Source organism: Nocardioides sp. T2.26MG-1 (genome assembly GCF_950101795.1).
Lineage (GTDB): Bacteria > Actinomycetota > Actinomycetes > Propionibacteriales > Nocardioidaceae > Nocardioides.
This window is the reverse complement of sequence record NZ_CATNLZ010000004.1, coordinates 1-25,032: the sequence shown is the minus strand read 5'-3', so window position 1 is coordinate 25,032 and position 25,032 is coordinate 1. Positions and strand designations below refer to the sequence as shown.

Annotated in this window: 23 protein-coding genes and 1 tRNA gene; 16 read left to right on the top strand and 8 right to left on the bottom strand. The window is 72.7% G+C overall.

Going from position 1 to position 25,032, the window contains the following annotated elements:
* Positions 1-7 precede the first annotated feature (7 nt).
* The 4 genes from QQZ14_RS06410 to QQZ14_RS06395 all read left to right on the top strand — a co-directional run bounded on the left by QQZ14_RS06410 (position 8) and on the right by QQZ14_RS06395 (position 2,856).
* Positions 8-634 carry a histidine phosphatase family protein gene (locus tag QQZ14_RS06410; protein WP_284533394.1) on the top strand — a complete coding sequence of 209 codons (627 nt, stop codon included), beginning with the start codon at positions 8-10 and terminating at the stop codon, positions 632-634.
* Between the two features lie 86 nt (positions 635-720).
* A tRNA-Ala gene (locus QQZ14_RS06405) sits at positions 721-793 on the top strand.
* Positions 794-964: 171 nt separating this feature from the next.
* Positions 965-1,600, top strand: coding sequence for a trimeric intracellular cation channel family protein (locus QQZ14_RS06400; protein ID WP_284533393.1), 636 nt, complete (start codon positions 965-967; stop codon positions 1,598-1,600).
* On the top strand, positions 1,597-2,856 hold the full coding sequence (locus QQZ14_RS06395) for an amidohydrolase (RefSeq protein ID WP_284533392.1): 1,260 nt from the start codon (positions 1,597-1,599) through the stop codon (positions 2,854-2,856). The genes QQZ14_RS06400 and QQZ14_RS06395 overlap by 4 nt, the downstream gene beginning before the upstream one ends.
* Before the next feature lie 226 nt (positions 2,857-3,082).
* Here the strand turns inward: QQZ14_RS06395 and QQZ14_RS06390 are convergent, their stop codons facing one another.
* Complete coding sequence (locus QQZ14_RS06390) at positions 3,083-5,047, bottom strand: amino acid transporter (RefSeq protein WP_284533391.1); 1,965 nt, start codon at positions 5,045-5,047, stop codon at positions 3,083-3,085.
* Positions 5,048-5,198: 151 nt separating this feature from the next.
* On the opposite strand from QQZ14_RS06390, the gene QQZ14_RS06385 reads away from it, so the two are divergent.
* The 4 genes from QQZ14_RS06385 to QQZ14_RS06370 all read left to right on the top strand — a co-directional run bounded on the left by QQZ14_RS06385 (position 5,199) and on the right by QQZ14_RS06370 (position 8,568).
* A complete protein-coding gene (locus QQZ14_RS06385; protein ID WP_284533390.1) occupies positions 5,199-5,522 on the top strand; it encodes a hypothetical protein in 324 nt (107 codons plus the stop codon).
* A gap of 69 nt (positions 5,523-5,591) precedes the next feature.
* Positions 5,592-6,671 carry a sensor histidine kinase gene (locus QQZ14_RS06380; protein WP_284533389.1) on the top strand — a complete coding sequence of 360 codons (1,080 nt, stop codon included), beginning with the start codon at positions 5,592-5,594 and terminating at the stop codon, positions 6,669-6,671.
* Positions 6,668-7,342, top strand: coding sequence for a response regulator (locus tag QQZ14_RS06375; protein WP_284533388.1), 675 nt, complete (start codon positions 6,668-6,670; stop codon positions 7,340-7,342). The genes QQZ14_RS06380 and QQZ14_RS06375 overlap by 4 nt, the downstream gene beginning before the upstream one ends.
* 83 nt (positions 7,343-7,425) lie before the next feature.
* Complete coding sequence (locus tag QQZ14_RS06370; protein WP_284533387.1) at positions 7,426-8,568, top strand: cytochrome P450; 1,143 nt, start codon at positions 7,426-7,428, stop codon at positions 8,566-8,568.
* A gap of 14 nt (positions 8,569-8,582) precedes the next feature.
* On the opposite strand, the gene QQZ14_RS06365 is transcribed toward QQZ14_RS06370, so the two are convergent.
* Genes QQZ14_RS06365 through QQZ14_RS06345 form a run of 5 tightly spaced genes read right to left on the bottom strand, consistent with a single transcriptional unit; the run spans position 8,583 to position 12,992 of the window.
* A complete protein-coding gene (locus tag QQZ14_RS06365) occupies positions 8,583-9,275 on the bottom strand; it encodes a hypothetical protein (protein WP_284533386.1) in 693 nt (230 codons plus the stop codon).
* On the bottom strand, positions 9,272-10,501 hold the full coding sequence (locus tag QQZ14_RS06360) for an NRAMP family divalent metal transporter (protein WP_284533385.1): 1,230 nt from the start codon (positions 10,499-10,501) through the stop codon (positions 9,272-9,274). Before QQZ14_RS06360 ends, QQZ14_RS06365 begins: the two co-directional genes overlap by 4 nt.
* Positions 10,498-10,950 carry a hypothetical protein gene (locus QQZ14_RS06355; protein WP_284533384.1) on the bottom strand — a complete coding sequence of 151 codons (453 nt, stop codon included), beginning with the start codon at positions 10,948-10,950 and terminating at the stop codon, positions 10,498-10,500. The genes QQZ14_RS06360 and QQZ14_RS06355 overlap by 4 nt, the downstream gene beginning before the upstream one ends.
* A gap of 30 nt (positions 10,951-10,980) precedes the next feature.
* Positions 10,981-12,507, bottom strand: a complete 1,527-nt coding sequence (locus QQZ14_RS06350; RefSeq protein ID WP_284533383.1) for an MFS transporter — start codon at positions 12,505-12,507, stop codon at positions 10,981-10,983.
* Positions 12,504-12,992 carry a MarR family winged helix-turn-helix transcriptional regulator gene (locus QQZ14_RS06345; RefSeq protein WP_284533382.1) on the bottom strand — a complete coding sequence of 163 codons (489 nt, stop codon included), beginning with the start codon at positions 12,990-12,992 and terminating at the stop codon, positions 12,504-12,506. Before QQZ14_RS06345 ends, QQZ14_RS06350 begins: the two co-directional genes overlap by 4 nt.
* A 78-nt stretch (positions 12,993-13,070) precedes the next feature.
* Between QQZ14_RS06345 and QQZ14_RS06340 the strand changes: the two genes are divergently transcribed.
* The 3 genes from QQZ14_RS06340 to QQZ14_RS06330 all read left to right on the top strand — a co-directional run bounded on the left by QQZ14_RS06340 (position 13,071) and on the right by QQZ14_RS06330 (position 15,925).
* Positions 13,071-13,418, top strand: coding sequence for an MmcQ/YjbR family DNA-binding protein (locus QQZ14_RS06340; protein WP_284533381.1), 348 nt, complete (start codon positions 13,071-13,073; stop codon positions 13,416-13,418).
* 53 nt (positions 13,419-13,471) lie between these two features.
* Positions 13,472-15,136 (top strand): acyl-CoA synthetase, encoded by a 1,665-nt coding sequence (locus QQZ14_RS06335; RefSeq protein WP_284533380.1) that lies wholly within the window; start codon positions 13,472-13,474, stop codon positions 15,134-15,136.
* Positions 15,137-15,253: 117 nt separating this feature from the next.
* On the top strand, positions 15,254-15,925 hold the full coding sequence (locus QQZ14_RS06330) for an HAD family hydrolase (RefSeq protein WP_284533379.1): 672 nt from the start codon (positions 15,254-15,256) through the stop codon (positions 15,923-15,925).
* Positions 15,926-15,975: 50 nt separating this feature from the next.
* Here QQZ14_RS06330 and QQZ14_RS06325 read toward each other — a convergent pair whose 3' ends face one another.
* Positions 15,976-16,554, bottom strand: a complete 579-nt coding sequence (locus QQZ14_RS06325; RefSeq protein WP_284533378.1) for a hypothetical protein — start codon at positions 16,552-16,554, stop codon at positions 15,976-15,978.
* A gap of 102 nt (positions 16,555-16,656) precedes the next feature.
* Positions 16,657-18,126 carry a flavin-containing monooxygenase gene (locus QQZ14_RS06320; RefSeq protein ID WP_284533377.1) on the bottom strand — a complete coding sequence of 490 codons (1,470 nt, stop codon included), beginning with the start codon at positions 18,124-18,126 and terminating at the stop codon, positions 16,657-16,659.
* Positions 18,127-18,270: 144 nt separating this feature from the next.
* Between QQZ14_RS06320 and QQZ14_RS06315 the strand changes: the two genes are divergently transcribed.
* The 5 genes from QQZ14_RS06315 (at position 18,271) to QQZ14_RS06295 (ending at position 25,010) form a co-directional block, all read left to right on the top strand.
* A complete protein-coding gene (locus QQZ14_RS06315; protein WP_284533376.1) occupies positions 18,271-19,767 on the top strand; it encodes an alkaline phosphatase in 1,497 nt (498 codons plus the stop codon).
* Between the two features lie 79 nt (positions 19,768-19,846).
* Positions 19,847-20,392, top strand: a complete 546-nt coding sequence (locus tag QQZ14_RS06310) for a hypothetical protein (RefSeq protein WP_284533375.1) — start codon at positions 19,847-19,849, stop codon at positions 20,390-20,392.
* A 190-nt stretch (positions 20,393-20,582) separates the two neighbouring features.
* The gene (leuS, locus tag QQZ14_RS06305) at positions 20,583-23,096 is read left to right on the top strand and encodes a leucine--tRNA ligase (protein ID WP_284533374.1); all 2,514 of its coding nucleotides are present in this window, start codon (positions 20,583-20,585) and stop codon (positions 23,094-23,096) included.
* Between the two features lie 65 nt (positions 23,097-23,161).
* A complete protein-coding gene (locus tag QQZ14_RS06300) occupies positions 23,162-24,016 on the top strand; it encodes a DegV family protein (RefSeq protein ID WP_284533373.1) in 855 nt (284 codons plus the stop codon).
* Between the two features lie 124 nt (positions 24,017-24,140).
* Complete coding sequence (locus tag QQZ14_RS06295) at positions 24,141-25,010, top strand: ComEA family DNA-binding protein (protein WP_284533372.1); 870 nt, start codon at positions 24,141-24,143, stop codon at positions 25,008-25,010.
* Positions 25,011-25,032: the final 22 nt, after the last annotated feature.

The following is a 25,032-nucleotide window of genomic DNA, read 5'->3' as shown; positions in this document are numbered from 1 at the left end:
CGGTCCCGTGAGCGACGCGCGCCGCCTGGTGCTGCTCCGGCACGGGCAGACCGCCTGGAACGCCGTACGCCGCGTCCAGGGGCAGCTCGAGTCGGAGCTCGACGAGACCGGCCACCGCCAGGCCGCCGCGGTCGCCCCGGTGATCGCGGCGATGGCGCCGGCCGCGCTCTGGTCCTCCGACAGCGCCCGCGCCCGGCAGACCGCGGCCTACGTCGCGAAGGAGGCCGGGCTCGACCCGGTCTACGACGCGCGACTGCGTGAGTACTACCTCGCCGGGCGCCAGGGCCTGACCCACGAGGAGTACGCCGCGGTCGCGCCCGAGGAGTTCGCGACCTTCCGCACCGGCGACTACGACGTGGTGCCCGGCGGCGAGACCGCGGTCGAGGTCGCCGGCCGGATGACCGCCGCGCTCGGGGAGCTGATGGCCTCGATCGCCCCCGGCGGCCTCGCGGTCGCGGTGTCCCACGGGGCCGCGATCCGCGACTCGGTCGCGGTGCTGCTGGGCTGGCCGGTCCCCGAGCGGGCCGCGCTGCACGGCATGGACAACTGCGGCTGGGCGGTCCTCGACCAGGCTGTCCTCGGGGGACCCATGCGGCTGGTGGTCTACAACCGGGTGGTCGAGCAGCCGAGATAGCCGCGACCGGGGGGTCGATTTCGCATCGACCGGACCGGTTGGCTAGTATTCCGCGAGTTGTCTCCCTGCTGGTCGGGGAAAGCAATGGGGCTGTGGCGCAGCTGGTAGCGCATCTGCATGGCATGCAGAGGGTCAGGGGTTCGAGTCCCCTCAGCTCCACACGAGAGAAGGGCCGGTCCCGAGCGCACAGCGCTGGGGACCGGCCCTTCGAGCGGGTGGGGGAGGCCGGCCGGCGACCGCCCGCGGAGCATTCCGCGGCGCGGGTGCAGCCACGGCGACTCGTGGTTCCGCACGCCCTGGCGAGAGCGGGGCTGGGGTAGACAGGTGCCCGTGGACACCTCCTCGCCGATGTTCCTCGCGCTCGACCTGACAGGCACGTTCGCGTTCGCGCTCAACGGTGCGCTGACGGCCGTTCGGGTTGCCCGCCTCGACATCGTCGGTGTGGTCACGCTCGGGATGTTCACCGCCCTCGGTGGTGGGATGGTGCGCGACATCCTCGTCGACGCGCTGCCGCCGGCGACGTTCGACGACTGGCGCTACCTGACGGTGGCGGCGGTCGGCAGCCTGGTTGCCTTCGTCTTCGGGCGCCGCCTGGACCGGCTCGCGGGACCGATCCTGGTGCTAGACGCGGCAGGACTGAGCCTGTTCGCGGTGAGCGGCGCGCTCAAGGGCCTCGACGTCGGGGTCGGGTTCATGCAGGCCGTGATCCTCGGCGGGATCACCGCGGTGGGCGGAGGGACGCTGCGCGACGTGCTCATCCGCGAGGTGCCGGCGGTGCTGAGCAGTGGTCTGTACGCCATCCCGGCGCTGGCGGGGGCACTCCTGGTGGTCGGTGCCGACCGGGCCGGCGTCGCCGACCTCCCGGCCGCGGTCCTGGGCGCGCTCGTCTGCTTCGCGATCCGCATGGTCGGCGTCCGCTTCCGCATCGACGCGCCGGCTCCACCCGGCGCCGAGCATGGAGCATGATGGTGGGGGTGATCGGCACCACGACTGCGGTCCTGTCGGGCCTCGACCACGTCCGGCACTGGCAGGACGAGCTCTACCGCGACCTGCACGCCCACCCTGAGCTCCCGCACCAGGAGCGCAGGACCGCCGCCGTCATCGCTGCCCGCCTGCGCGAGATGGGCGGTGAGGTGCACGAGGGGGTGGGCGGCACCGGAGTCGTCGGTGTCGTGCGCAACGGCGTCGGCCCCACCGTGCTGCTCCGCGCCGACATGGACGCGCTCCCGGTGCGCGAGGACACCGGGCTCTCCTACGCAAGCACCGAGGTCGCCGAGGACGGCTCGCCGGTGATGCACGCCTGCGGCCACGACGTGCACGTGACCTGCCTGCTCGGCGCGGCCGCACTGCTCGCCGGCGCGCCCGACCGCTGGGCCGGCACGCTCGTCGCGCTCTTCCAGCCGGCCGAGGAGAGCGCCGACGGCGCCCGCGGCATGGTCGAGGACGGCCTCGCGGAGATCGTGGGCAGCATCGATGTCGCGATGGCCCAGCACGTCCTGCCGATGCCGGCCGGGACCGTCGGCACCCGTTCCGGGCCGACGCTGTCGGCCGCTGACAGCATGCGGGTCACCGTCCACGGCCGCGGCGCCCACGGCTCGATGCCGCAGGCGGCGGTCGACCCGGTGGTGCTCGCCTCGATGATCGTGGTGCGCCTGCAGACCGTCGTCGCCCGCGAGGTCGCGCCCGGCGACACCGCGGTCCTCACCGTGGGCAGCATCCAGGCCGGTGCTAAGAGCAACGTCATCCCGGACCACGCGGTGCTCCAGATCAACGTGCGCACCTACGACGACCAGACCCGCTCGCGCGTGCTGGAGGCCATCGAGCGCATCGTGCGTGCCGAGTGCGCGGCCTCGGGGTCGCCCGCGGAGCCCGAGTTCGAGATGTACGACCGCTACCCCCTCACCGACAACGACCCCGACGCGACCGAGCGGGTGGCAGCCGCCTTCGCGGACTTCTTCGGTGAACGCGCGGGCGAGCTGCCCCGGCAGAGTGCGAGCGAGGACTTCAGCGACCTGCCCCGCGCGCTCGGCGCGCCGTACACCTACTGGGGCATCGGTGGCAGCGACCCCGACGCCTATCGGGCCGCGCAGGAGGCGGGCCGGGTGGCGCAGGACGTGCCGGTCAACCACTCCGCTGCCTTCGCCCCCGTCATCCAGCCGACGCTCGACACCGGCACGCGGGCGCTGGTCGTCGGGGCCCTGGCCTGGCTCGCGGCCACCTGAGCGCGAGCCACTCGAGCAGCCCGCCCGCCGGCCGCGGGCGACCCCGGGAGCGGCGGTCGCCGCGGTGGGCGCCGCTAGCGTGGGCGGCCGGTCGACGGAAGGACAGCACGGTGGGTGAGCCGTCGTCGCCCGCTACCTGACGCCCGAGCGGGTCGCGCGCGAGGAGCCGCAGTGCCGTACGCCGTGCGCTCGACTGGATGCAGGACAACCACGCCGCCGACGATGCTCAGCCGGCGTGGATGTGGGGACGCCGGAGGCGTTCCGGCTCGGCCCGACGGAGCACCTCTCGGGTCGTCGGGGCGACTTCGCCCGCGCCGAAGAGCAGGAAGCGGAGCAGGTGCGCGACCGGGTTGCCCTCGGTCCACTCGAAGTAGATGTGGGGGCGCACGCCGGTGCGGTCGCGGATGTCGAGCAGGAGCGATGCCAGCGTGTTGGGTACCGAAGCGCCGGTCACGGTCAGCACCCGGTAGTGGTCGTGGCGGATCTCCCCCCGGACGTCGATGCGGCTCTCGAAGTCGGAGTAGTCCCCGACGCTGACCTCGATGAAGATGATGTCGCCGGCGTTCGGCAGGTCGTGGTCGTCGATGACCTGCTGGATCTTCCCCTGGTAGTCCTCGTGGTGGCGGGAGCCGGGCTCGTTGGCGACCAGCCGGATCGAGCGGCGGGCGCAGTCGCGCAGGAAGGAGTCGGCGCGCGCGTCGTACGAGATCTCCGTGGTCCGCAGCTCGAAGGCCCGCGCGACTCGGGACAGCAGCGACACCAGCAGGATCGCGGCGATGAAGCAGGCGCCGATCTTGATGCCGTCGGGGCGTTCACGCACGTTGTCCAGCGTCGTGTACGTGAGGACCAGGCCGATCAGGGAGAACGCGACGGTGAGCTTCCGCTGCCCGGCCCTGCGGGCCGCCAGGGTGACCGCCACGGCCGCCGAGGTCATGAGCACGAGGACGCCGGTCGCGTACGCGCCACCCTGGGCGTCCACGTCGGCGTCGAAGATCCAGGTGATGAGGAACGCCGTGCCGGTGAGGACCAGCACCAGGGGGCGCACCGCGCCGGCCCACTCCGGTGACATGCCGTAGCGGGGCAGGTAACGGGGGATGAGGTTCAGCATGCCGGCCATCGCGGACGCACCCGCGAACCAGAGGATCAGGATGGTCGAGACGTCGTACGCCGTCCCGAACACGTTCCCGAGGTAGAGGTGGGCCAGATAGGCCAACGCCCTGCCATTGGCGCTGCCGCCCTCCTCGAACTCGGGCGCCGGGATCAGGAGGGTCGTGACCAGGCTGGAGCTGATCAGGTAGACGCTCATGATGCACGCCGCCACCGTCAGCAGCCGCTTGGTGTTGCGGATCCTGCCGGTGGGGTGCTCGGCGTCGTCGTCAGGGCCGCCCTGCACGTGGCTCATCACCGCCACACCGGTCTCGAATCCCGACATGCCCAGCGCCAGCTTGGGGAAGAGCGTGAGCGAGACCGCGACCATGAGAGCGACGTTGCCGTGCTCGGCCGTCAGCGCCGTGGTCCAGTCGGTGACCAGGCGGCCGTCCTCCAGCACATGCGCCGCGGACACCGCGATCACGACGGCGTTGAGCGCCAGGTACGTGATCACGAGGGTGACGGCGACGCCGATCGCCTCGGTGAATCCCTTGAGGAAGACGGCGCCGAGCAGCGCCACCAGTCCGAGCGTGATCCAGAGCTCCTGGCCGTGCAGGAGGCTGGGGACGTGGGGGTTCTCGACCAGGTGAGCGCTCGCGTCGGCGGCCGAGAGCGTGATGGTGATGATGAAGTCCGTGAGCGCGAACCCCAGGAGGACGAGCACGAAGATCTTGCCGCGCCAGAACGGGAGCAGGCGCTCGAGCATGGCGATGGAGCCCTGGCCGTGCGGGCTCTCCGCCGCCACCCGCCGATAGATCGGGAGTGCGCCGAAGAGCGTGAGCAGCACCAGGATGATCGTGGCCAGCGGGCTCAGCAGACCCGCTGCGAGGAAGGCGATGCCGGGCTGGTAGCCCAGCGTGGAGAAGTAGTCCACGCCGGTCAGGCACATGACCTTCCACCAGGGCTGCGGTGCGTCGCCGGCGGGCTGGGTGGCGTGCGGGCCGACGTGTTGCGCGGCGTCGTCGGGTCGGTGGAACAGCCACTCCCGGACGCGCCCAAGGGGTGCCTCCGCAGGCTCGAGGTCGAGGCTCACTTCTCCCATCCAACCCGCGGGTGTGCCGGTCCGGGCCCGGCCTAACGACTCCCTAACACGCGGTCCGCGGCGTCAGGCCTGCGCAAGGATCGGGTGCCCGGGCGTCAGGATCGTGTCAGGAGCGGCCGGTCCTCGTCCGGTCCGGTCTTGACTTGGCGCCATGGCTCAGCGCGCGATGATCGACCAGGTGGGTGTGCGGTTCGGCATCGGGGCGGGCCTGCTGTTCCTGGTGACGGGGGCCGTCGTCGTGGGCGGTCTCCCGAGCGCGCACGGCGTCGCCCTGCTGCTGCTCGCGACGGGCGTGCTCGCGGCCCCGTTGGATGGCCCGCACGCGCTGCTCCTGGGCCTGGCGGGGTGGGCCTTCGCGACCGGGTTCGCGGTCAACACGCTCGGCCTGCTGACACTGGCGCGCCCCGACCTGCTGCGACTGGCGGTCTTCGTCACGGCGGCCTCCGTCACCCGCCGACTCGGTGAGGCCGGCTGAGTCGGCGGGCCGCCCGGGAGCACAATGGTCGGGCATGCGCTCACGGGCGCCGACACGTCTGGAGGAGCGATGGTCCGCGGGAGCCTGAGCGCCGAGCGGCGGGCGTCCGGATACGTGCTGGCGATCCTCGGTGCGGCTGGGTTGCTCGCGTTGCTGGTGCCGGTGCGGGACAACCTCGACCTCGCCAGTGAGGCGCTGCTCTTCCTGCTGCTCGTGGTCACCACCGCCCTGGTCGGCGGCCTCGGGCCGGCGCTGCTCGCCAGCGTGTTGTGCTCGGGACTGCTGAACTTCTTCTTCACGGCGCCGTACCACACGTTTCGCATCCATGAGGCGAGCGACATCGTCTCGGTGCTGGTCTTCGCACTGGTGGCCGCGATGGTCAGCTGGGTCGTCGACATCGCCGCCAGGCGAGCGTCCGCCGTGCGCGAGGCGGCGGAGCTTGAGGCCGGCAACCGGCTGCGCACGGCACTCCTCGCCGCCGTCGGCCACGACCTGCGCACCCCCTTGGCGACCGCGAAGGCCGTGGTCTCCGGCCTCCGCAGCCGCGAGGTCACCCTCGACGAGCGCGACCGCCGTGAGCTCCTCGAGACCGCCGACGACGCGCTCGACCGGCTCGGGGCGCTGATCGACGACCTCCTCGATCTCAGTCGGCTGCAGACCGGAGCGCTGCCGGTCCGAACCCGATCGGTGCCGCTCGACGACGTGGTCACTCGGGCCCTCGACGACCTGGGCGTGGTGCCCCGCGCCGTCATCCTGGACCTCCCTGAGGAGCTGCCCGAGGTCATCGTCGACCCCGGCCTGCTGGAACGCGTGATCGCCAACCTGGTGGCCAACGCGCAGCGCTATGCGCCGGACCCGCCACTGCTCACGGCGGTCGTCCATGACGACCGCTTGGAGCTGCGTGTCGTCGATCATGGTCCGGGGATCCCGCTGGCTGACCGCGACCGGGTGTTCGTGCCCTTCCAGCGCCTCGGCGACTCCGGCCCGGCGGGCCTCGGGCTGGGCCTCGCCCTGTCCCGCGGCCTGGTCGATGCCATGGGTGGTGAGCTGGCGATGGAGGAGACGTCCGGCGGCGGTCTGACGGTCGTCGTCTCGCTGCCGACCGAGCCGACCGAGCCGGCGGCGCCGCGCGCTGGGGTGAGGGGGTGAGCACGGTCCTGGTGGTCGACGACGAGCCGCAGATCCTCCGAGCGCTCTCGATCAACCTGCGCGCGCGTGGCTACGAGGTGGTGACCGCCGGGGACGGGGGCGAGGCGCTCCAGCTCGCGGCCGCAGCGCTCCCGGACGTGGTCATCCTCGACCTCGGGCTCCCCGACCTCGACGGTGTCGAGGTGATCGCCGGGCTCCGGGGGTGGGCCTCGGTGCCGATTCTCGTGCTGTCGGGTCGCAGCGACAGCGCCGACAAGGTGGACGCGCTCGACGCCGGTGCCGACGACTACGTCACGAAGCCGTTCGGGATGGACGAGCTGATGGCCCGGCTCCGGGCGATGCTGCGGCGCAACAGCCCGGCCGACTCGACCCCGGTCGTGACGTTCGGCGACGCGGTCGTGGACCTGGCCGCCACCCGGGTGACGGTCCGTGGCGAGGAGGTCCGGCTGACCCCCACCGAGTGGCACCTGCTCGAGGTGCTCGTGCGGCATCCCGGGAAGCTCATCAGTCAACGCCAGCTCCTCGTCGAGGTCTGGGGCCCGGGCTACGAGACAGCCCACGGGAACCTGCGGCTCTACATCGCCCAGCTGCGCCGGAAGCTGGAGCCGGAGCCGTCGCGTCCGCGGTACGTCCGGACCGAGCCGGGCATGGGCTACCGCTTCGAGCCCTGACGCGGATCTGCCGGACGGCCGGCCGCAGCTCCTGTGCGCGGACGGCGCTAGCGTGGGCGGCCGGTCGACGGAAGGACAGCACGGTGGGTGAGCCGGTCGAGATCGACACCGGTCAGGTGGCGGACCAGCGGACGGTGTACGACGCGCAGCGGGGCCGGTGCCCGGTGGCGCACGAGGACGGCGCGTGGGTGGTGCTGAGGCACGCGGAGGTGGTCGCGGCGGCGACCGACCCGGCGACGTACTCCAGCGACGTGAGCAGCCGCCGGGCGATCCCCAACAGCCTCGACGGCGCCGAGCACGCGGCGTACCGCGCCGTCGTCGACCGCTACCTGACGCCCGGGCGGGTCGCGCGCGAGGAGCCGCAGTGCCGGGCGCATGCGGCCGCGATCGTCGACGCTCTGCCGCGAGACACCACGGTGAAGACCGTCGGCGGGATCGGCGTGCCGTACGCGGTGCGCTCGCAGTCGACCTGGTTGGGCTGGCGGCCCGACCTCGAGGACGACCTGGTCGCCTGGATGCAGGACAACCACGCCGCTACGCGCTCGGGTGACCGCGCCCGCACCGCGGAGGTGGCCGAGCGGTTCGACCGGATGGTCCACACCCTGCTCGACGCGCGCCGGGACGCGCCCGCCGCCGACGTCACCGGCGAGCTGCTGGGCGAGACCGTGGACGGCCGGCCGCTGACGGACGAGGAGGTCGTGTCGATCCTGCGCAACTGGACCGCCGGCGACCTTGGCTCCCTGGCCACCTCGGTGGGCGTGATCGTGCACTTCCTCGCGACCAACCCCGCTGTCCAGCGCGTGGTGCGCGCCCAGGTCGAGGCAGGGGACCGCGCCGCGGTGGAGGCGGCGGTCGAGGAGATCCTCCGCATCGACGACCCGTTCGTGGCCAACCGCCGGGTGGCGACCCGCGAGGCGGAGCTGGGCGGCGAGACGATCCCGGAGGGCGGCCGGGTGCTGCTCAACTGGACCGCGGCCAACCGCGACCCGCTGGTGTTCGGCGACCCCGACGAGTACGACCCGGCCGGTCACGCCGCCGCCAACCTGGTCTTCGGCATCGGCCCGCACGTCTGCCCGGGTCGCGACCTCACCCTGATGGAGCTGCGGGTCGTCGTCGAGGAGCTGCTCGCCCGGACCAGTTGGATCGAGCCCGCGCCGGACCGTCCGGCCGTGCGCGAGACGCCGCCCGTCGGCGGCTGGGCGCGGGTCCCCGTGGTGCTGCGCTGAGAGCTCGCCCCGGCTCAGCCGAACGGGTGGCTGGGCGCCTCGCTCGGGCGCTCGGCGAGCCGGACCGTCGAGTCGGCCCAGGAGATCTCGGCGGTCTCGGCCGCGACGATCACGGTGTGCCGGTGCAGGCGGCGTACGACGGTCCGCACCAGCCACGGGCCCTGGTCGCTGCGCCGGTCGTAGCCGAGCAGCGAGCCGGGTCGCCCGTGGCCGACGATCAGCGAGCAGAGCACCAGCGACCCCTCGGCACCGGGCTCGAACCGCGCGTCGAGCACCCGCCCGATCCGCTCGCCGTCGGGGCCGAGCACGTCCATGCCGGTGAGCCGCCCCAGCCGGTGGCCCTCGCGGTCGCGCCGGAGCACGCCGTCGCGGCGTACCGACAGGTGCAGCGCGCTGTCGAGCCGCTCGACGTCCTCCATGTCGATGCGCCATGGGCGGGTGCGGTGCGGCTCGGAGACCTTGAGCTGGGCCCACTTCGCCACGAGCTCGTCACCGAGCCGGCCGCCGAGGCGGGAGAGCAGCGCGGCTGGGCCGGTCAGCACCGCGGTGATCGCGAGGTCGTCGCCGACCTGGGTCAGCTCGACGTCGTCGACCTTGCCGAGCAGCGCGCCCTCGCAGTCGATCAGCTGGCGGTCGAGCAGGTGCAGGGCACCGTCGATCGGCCGCTCGAGGCGGTTCTCCCGGGGCTCGTCGCGCCGGCTGGTCATTGGCCCATCCTCGTCCAGATCATCAGCGGGATCGCGGCCACCGCGGCGACGCCGATCACCACCAGGTAGACGCTGCCCAGACCGTTCGCCAGCCGGCCGTTGACGTGCTCGCCCATGTAGTCGGGGTCGTTGGCGACCACCAGGATCGGGAAGTAGGTCAGCGGCAGCGCGACGGCCGAGAACACCACGGACACCTCGGTGACCATGATCGGGTCGACCGCGGTCATCAGGAACGCCGTCGCCGCCAGCGTGGCCAGCAGCAGGATCGCGTGGAAGACGGTCGCCTCGCTGGGGCGGACGTACTTGCCCCACTGGGCGCCGAAGTACTGCGCGATGCTGTAGCCGACGCTGAGCCCGGTCTCGCAGGCCGCGCCGAAGGTCGCCGCCACGAAGCCGAGGATCGCGACCGCGAGCCCCACCTTGCCGAGCGCCGCCGCGACCGGCAGCCCCACCTGGCCGAGGCTGTCGACGGTGATCTCCAGCGGCCCGAGCACCGCCCACGCGCTGCCGGCGATGGCGAGCGACAGCAGCCCGCCGAGGGGGAAGCCGACGAACACGTTCGCCCGCATCGTGGCGATGTCCTCGGTGGTCCAGCGCTCCTCGACGCCGCCGGAGGAGAAGAAGAACACCTCGTACGGCGTCATCGCCGCGCCGAACAGCGCGACCGCGTAGTACGCGAACGTCCGCCAGTCCTCGTCGGCAGGCTTGTCCGCCACCGCGGCCTGGTGGGCGAGCGCACCCCAGTCGGGGCCGAGCTGCCACAGGCCCACCGCGAACACGACCAGGGCCAGGCCGAGCAGCCCGAGCACGTTCTCGATCGCGCTGAACTTCGCGCGCCACAGCAGCAGCCACACGAGCAGCCCGACGAGCGGCACGATCAGCAGCAGGTGCACCGAGGCGACCAGCTGGAGCGAGAGCGCCACGCCGCCGATCTCGGCCACGAACGTGAGGAACGTGATCAGCATCGAGGAGACCAGGTTGAGCAGGCCGAGCCGGGGACCGAGCCGCTCGCGGACGAGGTCGAAGGTGGCCCGGCCGCTGACCGCGGCGACCCGCCCGGACATCTCGGCGAACACGCAGATGCCGAGCACCCCCGCGGCCACCGCCCAGGCCAGCGACAGCCCGAACCGCGCGCCGACCTGGGCGTTGGTGACCAGGTCGCCGATGTCGACGAAGCCGCCGATCGCGGTGAGGATGCCGAGGGCGACCGCGAGGTACTTCTTCACGGCAGCCCCTCCGCCGTGTCGGTGATCTTGCGACCGAGGCGGTCGAGGGCGTCGAGCAGTCTGGGATAGCGGTCCGTGTCGCGGCGTACGACCGCGATCCGCACCTCGCTGAGCAGGTCGGAGGCGTCGGACATCAGGCTCGTCACGCGCTGGTACGTCGCGTCGTCACCGGGCACCGGCTGCTCGCCGCCGAGCTTCGCCATGATGGCGCCGACCGCGGACTCGCTGTCCTGGGCGACGACCTGCTGGTACTTCCCGGGCACCTTGCCCTCCTGCTCGAGCCGGAGGAGCAGGCCCACGGTGGCGACCTCGCTGGCGGTGTCCTCGAGCGCCTGTCGGGCCTGGTCGGTCCACGAGGAGTGGTCGGGTGCCTGCGGTGCGCACGCGCTCGCGAGCAGCACGACCAGCGCCGTGCTCCAGGCCGCGAGCGTGTGGACGGTCGATCTCACGCCCCGACCCGTACCCGAGCGGGCGCGCGGTCATTCGGTGGCGGCGCGCTCCCTGGGGATCGTCAGCGCGAGCAGCGCGGCGATCGTCGAGGCGGCGACGCACAGCACGAACAGCTCGCGGTACGCCGTCAGCGAGGGCAGCTCGTATCCGCCGAGGCTGACCGTGGCCGCGGCCAGGATGCTGCCGCCGATCGCGCTGGCGAGCGTGGTGCCGATGCTGCGCGCCAGGGTGTTCAGGCCGTTGGCGGCGGCCAGCTCGTGGACCGGCGTGTGCTCGTTGATCAGCGTCGGCATCGCGGCGTACCCGACGCCGACGCCGACGCCGAGCACGACACCACCGACCACGACCCACCAGATCGAGCCGGTGAAGGCGATCCGGATCACCCAGCTGAGGGCGACGACCGCGGCCCCGAGGGCGAGCGTCTGCGGCGCTCCGCGGCGCCGGATCAGCTGCGCCGCGACCGGCGCGAAGACCAGCATCATCAGGCCGCTGGGCAGCATCACGAGCCCGCTGACCAGCATCGAGGAGCCGAAGCCGTAGCCGCTCTCCTCCGGCGCCTGGACGTAGCCCGCGGTGCCGATCATCGACGCGAACAGCGCGAAGCCGAACAGGATCGAGGTGAGGTTGGTCAGCACGATCGGCCGCCGTCGCAGCGCGACCAGGTCGACGAGCGGCTCGCGGATCCGGGTCTGGGACCAGCCGAAGACCACCAGCAGGACCGCCGAGAGCGACAGCAGCCCGATCACCCGCGCCGAGCCCCAGCCCCAGGTCGCGGTCTGGGCGAGCGGCAGCAGCAGCGCGACCAGCGTCGCGCTGAGCAGCACCGCGCCGACCAGGTCGAGGCGACCGCCGCTGCGGGTCGGCGCCTCCGGGACGACGACCAGCACCGCGACGATGGCGACCGCGCCGCCGACCGCGGTGATCCAGAACAGCGCGTGGAAGTCGGCGTGCTCGGCGATCAGGCTGGCGACCGGCAGCGCGAGCGCGCCGCCGACGCCGAGCATCGCGCTGATCACGGCGACGGCGGCGCCGACCCGCTCGCGGGGCAGCGTGGCGCTGAGCAGGCTGATCCCGAGGGGGATCGTGGCCATCGACGCGCCCTGCACGGCGCGCCCGAGGATCAGCAGCGCGATGTCACTGGTGAAGCAGGTGATCAGCGAGCCGACGACGAGCATCGACAGCGCCACCAGCATCATCCGGCGCTTGCCGAACATGTCGCCGAGCCGGCCGAAGAGGGGTACGGCGACCGCGCCGACGAGCAGCGTCGAGGTGAGCAGCCACTCCACGTTGCTCGCCGAGGTCTCCAGTGTCGCCGGCAGCGTGGCCAGGACGGGGATCAGCAGCGCCTGAGTCAGGGAGACCGCGAGTGCGGCGAAGCCGACCACGAGCAGCTCGAGGCGGGCGCGGCCGGCGGTGGTGTGCGCGACGATCTCGGCGTCGGTGGCGCCCTCGATCGGGTGGCCCAGATGGTGGACCTCGTGGTGCGCCCCGTGGTGTTCCCCGTGGTGTGTCTCGTGGTGTGTCTCGGGCGCGTCGGTCTCGGTGGAGTCGGTCATCGGTCCCTCTTGTCGGGGTGGGCATAGGTGATGGCGGCGACGGTGGCCGCCAGGTCGTCGCGCTGCACGAACCGGCTGAGCAGCCGGACGAACGTCGCGCGGTCCGAGGGCGACCAGTCCTGCAGGCTGTCGCGCAGCTTGCCGCGACGCTCGACCTCGGCCTCGTGGAGCAGCTCGACCGCCCGCGGCGTGAGGTGGACCCGCCTGGCCCGCCGGTCGTCGTGGTCGGCCTGGCGCACGACCAGGCCGCGGTGCTCGAGGTCGTCGACGTGGCGGCTGACGGTCGTGGAGTCCAATCGCAGCTGGGCCGCGAGGTCCTTGACCCGCAGCGCCCCGAGCCGGTGCAGCTTGAACAGCACCTTGACGGGTCCCCGGCCGAGGCCGGGGGAGAGCGTCTCGGCGAAGTCGGCGACGTAGAGGTCGCCGTGCAGGGTCAGCTCGCTGAAGGCCTCGTGCAGCACGTCCTCGAGACGCTCCTGCGCCATGACGACCTCCTTGGATAGGTGTACTGGTACATCTAACAACAGGTGACGTCGGGAGTGTGATTCCGGGAGGATCGACCGGTGAGCGCCATCGACGACTTCCTGGGCCTGGTCGCGCAGCTGCCGGGTGTGGAGCGCACCGACCGGACCCGGTGGTCGCAGTTCGACGTCCGGGGGCAGCGCTTCGGGTACCTGTGGGAGCGCACCGTGACGGTCGGGCTGAAGCAGACGATCGCCGAGCAGCTGGCGCTGGTCGGGGAGCGGCCCGACGTGTTCGAGGTGCAGTTCACGGCGTACGGCTTCGGTTGGGTCGTCGTCCACCTGGAGAAGGTCGAGCGTGACGAGCTCGCCGAGCTGGTCTTCGAGGCGTGGCGGCTCTCCGCGCCGGCCGAGCTGGTGGACGAGCGCGCGGACCGGCTTCCGGTCTGACGCGGACCCGATAGCATCGCGGCGACAAGAACCTGTTCCAGTGAGGCGGACCCATGCCCGGACCCGGCCCGGACGGCTTCAACCTCGCGGCGGTCTTCGACGCCGTGGCCCGCGCGGTGCCAGACCAGGAGGTGCTCGTCTGGCGCGACCGGCGGCTGACCTACGCGCAGCTGAACGCCCGGGTCGACGGGCTCGCGCACGCACTGGTGGCGCACGGTCTGGGCTGCCGCACCGAGCGCAGCGAGCTGGCCGGTCACGAGTCCGGGCAGGACCACCTGGGGCTCTACCTGCGCAACGGCAACGAGTACCTCGAGGGCATGGTGGCGGGCTACCGCGCCCGGGTCGCGCCGTTCAACGTCAACTACCGGTACGTCACCGACGAGCTGCTCTACCTCCTCACCGACGCCCGCACCCGGGCGCTCGTCTACCACGCGGAGTTCGCGCCGCAGGTCGCCGCGGTCCGCGACCGGCTGCCGGACCTCGAGCTGCTCGTGCAGGTCGCCGACGAGTCCGGGCGCGAGCTGCTGCCCGGCGCGCTCGACTACGAGTCGCTGCTGTGGACGCCGTGTCCCGCGGGCGGGATGCCCGAGCAGAGCGGCGACGACCTGTTCGTGCTCTACACCGGCGGCACCACCGGCATGCCCAAGGGCGTGCTGTGGCGCAACGACGACATCTTCGTGACGTCCATGGGCGGCACGCCGTTCGGGACGTCCGAGCCGTTCACGTCGTACGACGCGATCGCGGAGGCCGCCCGTGCGGGTGACGGCGGCATGACCCTGCTGATGATCCCGCCGTTCATGCACGGCGCCGCGCAGTGGTCGACGTTCCACGTGATCACCGGCGGCGGCAAGATCGTGCTGCCCGACGACGTGCGCCGCTTCGACCCGGCCGACGCGCTGCGCACCGCGGTGCGCGAGCGGGTCATCAGCATCCCGGTCGTCGGCGACGCGGTCGCGCGGCCGCTCGTGGAGGAGATCGAGCGCGGCGGCTACGACCTGTCGGGCCTGGCCGCGGTCAACAACGGCAGCGCCCCGCTCACTCCCGGGGTCCGGGCCCGGCTGCTCGAGGCGCTGCCGCACATCGTGGTGATGGACGCGGCCGGCGCCTCCGAGACCGGGCTGCAGATGAGCTCGATGTCGCTGAGGGGGATGGAGGCCGACACCGCGACGTTCACGCCGGTGGCGGCGACCACCGTCGTCGACGACCTGTTCACCCGGGTGCTGGAGCCCGGTGAGGGCGGGGGCTGGCTCGCGCAGCGGGGTCGGGTGCCGCTCGGCTACCTCGGCGACGCGGACAAGACCGCGCGCACGTTCCCCGTCATCGGCGGCGTCCGGTTCGCGATCCCCGGCGACCGCGCCCGCTACCTCGAGGACGGCCGGATCGAGCTGCTGGGCCGCGACGGGGTCACGATCAACTCCGGCGGGGAGAAGATCTTCGTCGAGGAGGTCGAGCGCGCCCTGGCCGGCCACCCCGACGTTCGCGACGTGGTGGTCGTCGGCCGGCCCTCCGAGCGGTGGGGGAGCGAGGCGGTCGCGGTGGTGCAGCTCGCCGAGGGCAGCACCGCCACCGATGCCGACCTGCTCGACGAGGCGGGCCGGCACGTCGCGCGCTACAAGATCCCCAAGGCGGTGATCCGGGTGCCGCTGGTCGAGCGGTCGCCCTCCGGCAAGGCCGACTACCGCTGGGCCCGCGCCCAGGCGGTCACGCCGGCGGGCTGAGGCCCCTACGGCGGCCGACGTCGCCCACGAGCCGGGGTTCCCTCCTCGCCCTCCCCCCGCGCCGGGGCCGGCCCCCGGCCGGCGCATGCCCGCCGGGGGAGCGGGCACCGACGGGACATGGCTTCGTTCGACACCGTGGTCTTCGACATCGACGGCACCCTGCTCGACTCCAACTACCATCACGCGCTGGCGTGGTCCCGGGCCTTCGAGCAGGTGCTGGACCGGCACGTGCCGGTCGCGGCGATCCACCGCCGCATCGGCATGGGCGGCGACCGTCTCGTGGCCGCCGTGGCCGGCGACGACGTCGAGGAGCAGCACGGCGACGCCGTACGCGAGCGGTGGGAGAAGCAGTACGACCAGGTCATCGACGAGACCCAGCTGTTCGAGCAGGCCCGCGAGCTGCTGGCTGCCGTGGGGAGGGCCGGCCTGAAGGTCGTGCTGGCCAGCTCGAGCATCCCCAAGCACGCCGAGCGGCCGCTGGAGCTGCTCCGGGCCAGGGAGCGCTCCGACGACTGGACCACCGGCGAGGACGCGGACGAGTCCAAGCCCGACCCGGAGCTGCTCGACGAGGCGTTGGCGAAGGTCGGCGGCGGCCGTGCGGTGATGGTCGGCGACGCCGTGTGGGACGTGGAGGCCGCGAACGCCCAGGGGATCCCGACGATCGGGCTGCTCTGCGGGGGCTACGGCCGCCAGGAGCTGCTCGACGCCGGCGCCGTGGCGGTGTACGCCGACCCCGCCGACCTGCTCGCCCACCTGGATGAGGCGCTCGGGACGGCCGGGAACCGGTAGCGCCGAGGCCGGCGGGCCCCCGTCCCGCCGGCCGGTCCTGCTCGGCTCGCTCAGTCGCTCGCCGAGATCGTCCAGTAGCTGTCGGTCGGGGCGCCGGCGGCGTCGAAGCAGCGCACGCTCACGCTGCTGTCGCTCCAGCCGCCGACCGTGCACCAGGTCGGGCTGCCGCCGTACCCGGAGACGACGACGTTGCCTCCGTTGAGGTTCAGGCCGGCGAAGGTGATCGTGTAGCTGCCCGCGCCATTGTGCGTGACGTTCACCGGGCCGCCGGAGCGATTGTAGGTGTAGCCGTTGTTGGTCAGGTCGGCGTTCGCGCTCGGGGAGCTGTTCCACGCGTAGGCGCGCACGATGCCGAGGTCACCGGTGCCGAAGAGGCTCGCCCGGTCGATGGCGCCGTCGGCCAGGTCGACAGCAGACACGCCGCCGTCCTTGAGGTCGACGCTCTTGACGCCGCCGTTCTTGAGGTCGGGGCTCTTCACCGAGTTGTTCACGATCTGGCGCGACCCGACCGAGTTGGCCGGCAGCATGCTGGCGGCCACCGCGGCGCCGCCGCCGCCGATCACCAGCACCAGGGCGGTCGTGCTGGCGACGTTCGCGTAGGTCATCCGGGACATGAGTCTGCTGAACATGAGCTGGTCCACCGTTCTGGAGGGGATGGGTGAACGCCAGCAAAAGACAGACCCCGGGGGTCCCGCATGACCCGGATCAGCGCGGAGAACCGCCCGAGGTGACTATTGCGTCGTCGCGCCCACTTCTTCGAGCTCGCTCCAGTCCACGGTGGCGGTCCGGCGCTTGTACTCGGTGACCAGGCCCGGCCAGTTGGTGGTGATCCGGGTGCCGTCGACGTACCAGCTGTCGCACGCCGCCCACACGCTCTCGCCGAGGCGGCCCTGCATCTCCCGGTCGTAGGCCTCCCAGACGTCGCGGCGGACGGCGACCCGGTGCGCGGCGCCGTCGGCGACCCGGCGCGCGACCTGGGCGATCCAGCCCGCCTGAGCCTCCATCATCCCGATGATGGAGCTGCCGCCCAGGTTGGTGTTGGGGCCGTAGACGCAGAACAGGTTGGGGAACCCGGGCACGGTCAGGCCCAGGTGGGCCCGGGCGCCGTCGGCCCACACCTCCTTGAGCGAGACGCCGCCCGCGCCGCGGACGTCGATGCCCGCGAGGAACTCGGTCGCGGCGAACCCGGTGCCCCAGATCAGCACGTCGACCTCGTGCAGCTCGCCGTCGGCGGTGCGGACGCCCGCCGGCTCGATGCCGGTGATCCGGTCGGTGACCACCTCGACGTGGTCGCGGTCGAGGGCGGGGTACCAGTCGTTGGAGAACAGCAGCCGCTTGCAGCCGATCGGGTAGTCGGGCACCAGCTTGCGGCGCAGCTCGGGGTCGTGGATCTGGCGCCGCAGCTGCAGCCGCCACGCGGCGCGCAGGGCGGCGATCATCGGCCGGGTGATCGGCGACTCGCCGGCCAGCGCGCCGTTGAGGCGCTCGGTGAGCCAGTAGACGAAGCGGCGCTCGCCGGCCGGGATCGCCGGCAGCCGGTGGAACAGCCGGTGGTGCCGCGGGCTGTAGGCCTGGTCGGGCTTGGGGACGACGTACGGCGCGGACCGCTGGAACACCGTGATCGAGCCGACCCGGTCCACGATGCCGGGCACGAACTGGATCGCGCTCGCGCCGGTGCCGACCACGGCGACCCGCTTGCCGGTCAGGTCGACGTCGTGGCGCCACTGGGCGGAGTGGAACGCCGGGCCCGTGAACGTGGAGGCGCCGGGGATCGAGGGGATGACCGGCTTGGACAGCTGGCCCACCGCCGGGATGACCAGGTCGGCCGTCAGTGTCCCGGTGTCGGTGGTGACCTGCCACGTCGATGTCGCGTCGTCGTACTCGATCGCCGAGACCTCCACGCCGGTGCGGACGAGGTCGCGCAGGCCGTCGTCGGCCGCGGTGCGCCGGATGTAGTCGAGGATCTCGGGCTGCGGGGAGTAGCGGCGGCCCCAGTCGGGGTTGGTGGCCCACGACCAGGAGTAGAGCGGGGAGGGTACGTCGCACGCCGCGCCCGGGTAGGTGTTGTCGCGCCAGACCCCGCCGACGTCGTCGGCCCGCTCCAGGACCGTCACGTCCGTGACGCCCACCTGCCTGAGGGTGTGGGCGACGCCCAGCCCGCCGAACCCTGCTCCGATGACGACGACCCGCGGTCCGCTCACGGCGCACACCCTAGAGGGCTGCCGACCGTTTGTTCACCCCTGCGTCCACGGCAGGACACGGAGGAGGCCGCCGGCATTGGCGTGGCGTCCCTAGCCTCCGCGTGGGCGCACTCGGCGCCCATCACCGGAAGGACGGATTCTCTGATGCGGAGACCCGCACCCAGCACCACGGCCCTGCTCGCCCTCGCGGTCGCCTCGACCGTGCTCGGCAGCCTGGGCGTCGCCAGCGCGACGGACGCCCGTGACGAGGCCAAGCCCGGCAAGAACGACATCAAGAACGTCATCTACCTCCTCGGCGACGGCATGGGCCGCACGCACGTGACCGCGGCGCGCGAGCGGTACTACGGCGCGGACGGCGAGCTCGTCATGGAGTCGCTGCCCGCCGTGGGCCAGGTCAGCACCTACGCGGTGCAGCCCGGTTCCGGGCAGCCCGGCGCGGCCGACTTCGCGCCCAACTACGTCACGGACTCGGCCTCCGCCGCGACCGCCTGGTCCTCGGGCGTCAAGACCTACAACGCGGCCCTGGGCGTCGACGCCAAGGGCAAGGTCGTGCCGACGATCATGGAGTACGCCAAGAAGGCGGGCCTGCGGACCGGCAACGTGTCCACCGCCGAGATCACCGACGCCACCCCGGCGGGCCAGATGAGCCACGCGCTGCTGCGCGGCTGCCAGGGCCCGACGTACTCCGAGGCGGCCTGCCAGAACACCGAGATCACCGGCTCGGCGCTGCCGACGACCGACGTGCGGGTCACGCCGATCGCCGACCAGATTGCCCGCAACGGGACCGCCGACGTCATCCTCGGCGGCGGCCTGTCCCGCTTCGACGCGGCCGACGAGGCCGCGCTGAAGAAGCAGGGCTACGCGGTCCTCGGGTCCCCGGCCTCGCAGGCCGTGGCGACCCGGAGCGACCTGGCCGCGGCGAGCGGGAGGAAGGTCTTCGGGCTCTTCAACAAGGGCAACCTCACGATCGAGAAGTACAAGCGGGAGAACGCCGCCTCGGTGCAGGCGCAGGAGCCCTCGGTCGCCGAGATGACCAAGAAGGCCATCCAGCTGCTGTCCACGGGCAACAAGAAGGGCTTCTACCTCCAGGTGGAGGGCGCGCTCATCGACAAGCGCTCGCACGCCAACGACGCCGCCCAGACGCTCGAGGAGATGAAGGCGTTCGACGAGGCGGTCCGGGTCGCCCGGGACTTCGCGAAGAAGGACGGCCACACGCTCGTGATCGTGACCGCCGACCACGAGTGCGCCGGCTTCAACATCATCGAGCAGGGCTCCTACACCAATGCCGAGGCGGCCACCCCGCCGGGCAACGTGGACAGCGGCAATACCGCGAACAACTCCACCCCGACCCGCGGCTCCGGCGCCAAGGACCCGGTCCGGTCGAGCGGGATCATCAACGGTGCCGGCAGCGCCGACCCGAAGAACTTCGCTCCCGCGACGTTCCGGACGCCCGACGACCCGGCGAGCGTCACCGACGGGTCGCCCGACGCGAGCCTCTGGCTCAGCTACCTGTCGGGCAACCACACCGGCGCCGACGTGCCGGTCTTCGCGTACGGCCCGGGCTCGAGCCGGCTCGCGGACAGCATCGACAACACCGACCTGTTCGGCATCGTCGGGCGCGCACTCCACCTGACCTCCTGAGGTCCAGGCGTCCAGTGCACTCCAGCACGGGCGGGGGCCGACCGGCCCCCGCCCGTGCCCACCGATCAGGAGCAACTCCATGACCACCAAGATCCGGGTCACCCTCGTCGGAGCGGTCCTCGCCGCGGCGGTGGCCGTCACCTGGCTGGCCGTCGGCTGGTCCCGGTCCGACGATCCGGCCGCTGCCGCAGCACTTCCCGACCCCGCCACGGTGGCCCGCACCGACCTGCCCGGGCTGGCTCCCGCGACCGGGGAGCCCCGGCTGCCCGGCCTCGCCGAGGCCGCACCTCGCCCCGGCACCGTCGGCGTCGTCCCCGGGCCGTTCGACGACCGCTTCACCCTCGGCCGGCTGCAGCTCCAGAACGGCGCGGTCAGCGGCCGCCTGCACGTGACCAGCGACGTGAGCGATGTCCTGGAGCTCCAGGTGCTCGCGGGCTTCTACGACGCGCGCGGCGAGCTCCTGGGCACCGGCCGCGCGACGTACCACCTCGACGAGGCCGCCGCGCACGCCGAGCACGAGGGGACCCCCTCCGAGCTCGAGAGCTTCCGCGTGGTCGCCCCGAGCCGGTACGCCGGGCGGGTCGCCTCGGCGGCCGTGGGCGTGCCGGTGCTCGTCAACGAGTGACGCGAGCCCCTCCCCGTCCGCCGACCGCTGTGGCCAGCCGGCCGGGGAGGGGTATCCTGCCTGCATGTGGAGGACCCTGCTCCTTACCTAGCCGCGTCGAGCGCACCATCCCGACGCGGCTGCCCCTCGTGCCCGAGGGGCTTTTTTGTGCCCGGAGCAGACCCCCGACACCCATCGTGAGAGAGACGAGATGAGCGAGCAGGACACCCAGCAGGCCCCCGAGTCCCCGCAGCAGGCCGAGGCCGCGGCGTACGACGTCCGCGCGGTCCAGGACAAGTGGCTGCCGGTGTGGGAGCGGCTGGACCCGTTCCGTGCGGACGACGACTCCCCGCGGGAGAAGAAGTACGCGCTCACGATGTTCCCCTACCCGAGCGGCGACCTGCACATGGGTCACGCCGAGGTCACCGCGCTGCACGACGTGATCGCGCGGTACTGGTGGCAGCGCGGCTACGAGGTCATGAACCCGATGGGCTGGGACTCCTTCGGCCTGCCCGCGGAGAACGCCGCGATCAAGAACGACGAGCACCCCGCGACGTACACCTACGCCAACATCGAGACGCAGTACGAGTCGTTCAAGCGGTACGGCATCTCCTTCGACTGGTCGCGCCGCCTGCACACCTCCGACCCCGAGTACTACCGCTGGACCCAGTGGCTGTTCCTGAAGTTCCGCGAGCGCGGGCTGGCCTACCGCAAGTCCTCGCCGGTCAACTGGTGCCCCAACGACCAGACGGTGCTGGCCAACGAGCAGGTCGTCGACGGTCGCTGCGAGCGCTGCGGCGCCGAGGTCACCAAGCGCGAGCTGACCCAGTGGTACTTCAAGATCACCGACTACGCCCAGGAGCTGCTGGACTGCCTGGACGACCTGGAGCCGACCTGGCCGGCCCGCGTCGTCACCGCGCAGCGCAACTGGATCGGCCGCTCCGAGGGCGCCCACGTCGACTTCGCAGTCGAGGGGCGCGCGGATCCGATCACCGTCTACACGACGCGGCCGGACACGATCTTCGGGACCACGTTCATGGTCGTCGCGGTCGACTCGGCACTGGCCGACGACCTGGTCACCGACGGTCAGCGGGCGGCGTTCGAGGCCTACCGCGAGGAGATCCGCAAGGAGACCGAGATCGAGCGGCTGGCGACAGACCGGCCGAAGACGGGCGTCGACCTGGGAGTCACCGCCACCAACCCGGTGACGGGCGCGCAGATCCCGGTGTGGGCGACCGACTACGTGCTGGCCGACTATGGCACCGGCGCCGTCATGGGCGTCCCCGGTGGCGACCAGCGCGACTGGGAGTTCGCCACCGAGATGGGACTGCCGATCGTCCGCACCACTCAGACGCCCGACGGGTTCGAGGGCGAGGCGTTCCACGGCGAAGGACCGGCGATCAACTCGCCCGCCCCCGGCGTCGACTCGCCGCTGGACATCAACGGGCTGGCGGTCGACGAGGCGAAGCGCGCGACCATCGCCTTCCTGGAGCAGCAGGGCTCAGGCGAGGGTGCGGTCAACTTCCGTCTGCGCGACTGGCTGCTGAGCCGCCAGCGCTACTGGGGCGTGCCGATCCCGATCATCCACTGCGACGCCTGTGGCGAGGTCGCCGTTCCGTATGACCAGCTGCCGCTGGAGCTGCCGGAGCTGCGGGGCGCCGATCTGAAGCCCAAGGGCGTCTCACCGCTGGCCGCGGCCTCCGACTGGGTCGACGTCGCCTGCCCGACGTGCGGCGGGCCCGCCAAGCGGGACAGCGACACGATGGACACGTTCGTCGACTCGTCTTGGTACTTCCTGCGCTTCTGCTCGCCGCGCTACGAGGACGGTCCGTTCGACCCCGAGCTGGCCAAGAAGTGGATGCCCGCCGACATCTACGTGGGCGGCGTCGAGCACGCGGTGCTGCACCTGCTGTACGCGCGCTTCTTCACCAAGGTGCTGCGCGACATGGGGATGCTGGAGGTCGACGAGCCGTTCGCGTCCCAGCTGAACCAGGGCATCGTCATCAACCAGGGCAGGAAGATGAGCAAGTCGCTGGGCAACGGCGTCAGTCTGGGGGACCAACTTGCGGAGTTCGGAGTGGACGCCGTTCGCCTGACCCTGGTCTTCGCCGGCCCACCGGAGGACGACATCGACTGGGCCGACATGTCGCCGGCCGGGTCGCTGCGGTTCCTGCAGCGCGCGTGGCGGCTGTCGGGCGACGTCACCTCGCCGGTCGGCGCCGCGCCGGCCGACGGCGACATCGCCCTGCGCCGGGTCACCGCCCGGACGGTCCACGACGCGGCCGAGATGATCGAGTCCTACCGGTTCAACGTGATGGTCGCCCGGGTGATGGAGCTGGTCAACGCGACCCGCAAGGCGATCGACAGCGGCGCCGGTCCGGACGACCCTGCGGTGCGTGAGGCCACCGAGGCCGTGGCGGTCCTGCTGTCGCTGGTCGCGCCGTACGTCGCCGAGGAGATGTGGGAGCGGCTGGGCCACGAGCCCACCGTGGCCCGGGCCGGCTGGCCGGAGGTCGACCCCGCGCTGCTGGTCGAGGAGTCGGTGACCGCCGTCGTGCAGATCCAGGGCAAGGTGCGTGCGCGCCTGGACGTGGCGCCGGACATCAGCGATGCCAACCTGGAGCAGCAGGCGTTGGCCGACCCCGCGGTGGTCCGGGCGATCGACGGGCGCCCGGTGCGCAAGGTGATCGTCCGGGCACCCAAGCTGGTCAACGTCGTCGTGTGACCGCCAGGTGGTCGAGCGGTGACCGCTCGGTGGTCGAGGTCGTCGAGACCACTACCCTCGCCCACATGCCGGTCGTCATCGTCACCGACTCGACCGCCAGCCTCCCACCGGAGGTGGCGGCCGAGCACGGGGTCGTGGTCGTGCCGCTCCAGGTGGTGATCGGCGCGACCGTGTACGACGAGGGCGCCGACGGTGCCACCCCCGACCTGGTCGCCGCCGCGCTCAAGGAGTGGAAGCCGGTCAGCACGTCGCGTCCCGGCCCGGCCGCGCTGCTCGAGGTCTACGAGCAGGCGGCCCGCGACGGGGCGACCGAGATCGTGTCGGTCCACCTGTCGGGCGACATGAGCGGCACGTTCGAGTCCGCCCAGCTGGCCGCGCGCGACGCGTCGGTGCGGGTGGTGCCGGTCGACACCCGGCAGGTGGGGGTGGCGACCGGGTTCGCCGTGCTCGCCGCCGCGGACGTCCTGGCCGCGGGAGGCGACGCCGACGCCGCCGCCGAGGCGGCCCGGGCCCGCGCCGCCGCGTCGGCCTCGCTCTTCTACGTCGACACGTTGGAGTACCTGCGCCGCGGGGGCCGGATCGGCCATGCCGCGGCGCTGCTCGGGGGCGCCCTGTCGGTCAAGCCGCTGCTCAAGATCGAGGACGGCGTCGTGGCGTCACTCGAGCGGGTGCGTACGTCGGCCCGCGCGCTGTCCCGACTGGAGGAGCTCGCCGTGCAGGCGGCGGGGGAGGGCCCCGTCGACGTGTGGGTGGGGCACCTCGCGAACGCCGACCGGGCCGCCGACCTCGCCCAGCGGCTCGGGCACCGCCTCGAGGCCAACCTGGAGGGGCGCGAGGTGTGGTCGGGCGAGCTCGGCGCGGTGCTGGGCGCGCACGTCGGCCCGGGCATGATCGCGGTCTGCGTGGCCCCCCGGCTCTGAGCCCACCGTCGGGCCACTGCTGGGAGAGCCCACGGTTCGTCCACAGCGACCCTCGCGGCACCGTCGTCCACAACGGGTCGACGGGCGCCGCCCGAAGGTCCGCGCCGCTGCCTAGCGTCGCCGCATGGCCCATCGTCGACCGAGCCCCGAGCACCAGGAGGCCGTCACCCGCCGGCTCGCGCTGCTGAGCGCGGAGCTGACCGGTGACCGCCCGCCGCTCCCGCCGCCTCCACCTCCCCAGGCGGAGCCACCGCCGGCGCCACCGGTGGTGCCGGTCCCGGGCCGGCACGCGGCCCGCCGGCCGGGCGCGCCACGGTCCGTGGCGGCGCTGGTGCCGCCGACCCTGCGCGGCCGGGTGCTGCTCGGCCCCGCCCAGCTGACGGTCGTGGCCCTCGTCGTGGCGCTCGGGCTGGGTGTCACCTGCTGGTGGGTCGTGCGCGGCGACGCCGACCGGCTCGAGGCGCCGGCCCTCGAGCCGACGACGGCGGCGCTGGCGACGCAGAGCCCGCTGGCCGACGCCTCCCCGGTCGCTGCCGACGCCGCCGCGTCCGCGTCCGCGTCCGGGGCGAGCGTCACGGTCGACGTCGCCGGCCGGGTCCGCCGCCCCGGGATCGTGGTGCTCGACGACGGCGCCCGCGTCGTCGACGCGCTGGAGGCCGCCGGCGGAGCACGGCCCCGCACCGACCTGACCGGCCTCAACCTCGCGCGCGTCCTCGTCGACGGTGAGCAGATCGTGGTGGGTCAGCCACCACCGTCCGGGGTCGTCGCCGCCGCGGTGCCGACCCCGGGTGCGCCCGGTGGGCCGCTGGTCAACCTCAACACCGCCACCCAGGCCGAGCTCGAGGCGCTGCCGCAGGTCGGCCCGGTCACCGCGCAGGCGATCATGACGTGGCGCGACGAGCACGGCGGGTTCACCGCGGTCGACGAGCTGCTCGAGGTCGACGGCATCGGCGACGCCACCCTCGCGCAGCTCGCGCCGTACGTCACGGTCTGAGCGATGGCCGGCCGGTCCCGAT

Bases quoted from the DNA above. Each gene is read 5' to 3' on its own strand.
- QQZ14_RS06395 (WP_284533392.1), top strand. From the start codon at position 1,597: ATGATGGTGGGGGTGATCGGCACCACGACTGCGGTCCTGTCGGGCCTC.
- QQZ14_RS06390 (WP_284533391.1), bottom strand. From the start codon at position 5,047: ATGGGAGAAGTGAGCCTCGACCTCGAGCCTGCGGAGGCACCCCTTGGG.
- QQZ14_RS06330 (WP_284533379.1), top strand. From the start codon at position 15,254: ATGGCTTCGTTCGACACCGTGGTCTTCGACATCGACGGCACCCTGCTC.
- leuS (WP_284533374.1), top strand. From the start codon at position 20,583: ATGAGCGAGCAGGACACCCAGCAGGCCCCCGAGTCCCCGCAGCAGGCC.
- QQZ14_RS06315 (WP_284533376.1), top strand. From the start codon at position 18,271: ATGCGGAGACCCGCACCCAGCACCACGGCCCTGCTCGCCCTCGCGGTC.
- QQZ14_RS06365 (WP_284533386.1), bottom strand. From the start codon at position 9,275: ATGACCAGCCGGCGCGACGAGCCCCGGGAGAACCGCCTCGAGCGGCCG.
- QQZ14_RS06350 (WP_284533383.1), bottom strand. From the start codon at position 12,507: ATGACCGACTCCACCGAGACCGACGCGCCCGAGACACACCACGAGACA.
- QQZ14_RS06335 (WP_284533380.1), top strand. From the start codon at position 13,472: ATGCCCGGACCCGGCCCGGACGGCTTCAACCTCGCGGCGGTCTTCGAC.
- QQZ14_RS06345 (WP_284533382.1), bottom strand. From the start codon at position 12,992: ATGGCGCAGGAGCGTCTCGAGGACGTGCTGCACGAGGCCTTCAGCGAG.
- QQZ14_RS06295 (WP_284533372.1), top strand. From the start codon at position 24,141: ATGGCCCATCGTCGACCGAGCCCCGAGCACCAGGAGGCCGTCACCCGC.
- QQZ14_RS06385 (WP_284533390.1), top strand. From the start codon at position 5,199: ATGGCTCAGCGCGCGATGATCGACCAGGTGGGTGTGCGGTTCGGCATC.
- QQZ14_RS06325 (WP_284533378.1), bottom strand. From the start codon at position 16,554: ATGTTCAGCAGACTCATGTCCCGGATGACCTACGCGAACGTCGCCAGC.
- QQZ14_RS06300 (WP_284533373.1), top strand. From the start codon at position 23,162: ATGCCGGTCGTCATCGTCACCGACTCGACCGCCAGCCTCCCACCGGAG.
- QQZ14_RS06380 (WP_284533389.1), top strand. From the start codon at position 5,592: ATGGTCCGCGGGAGCCTGAGCGCCGAGCGGCGGGCGTCCGGATACGTG.
- QQZ14_RS06310 (WP_284533375.1), top strand. From the start codon at position 19,847: ATGACCACCAAGATCCGGGTCACCCTCGTCGGAGCGGTCCTCGCCGCG.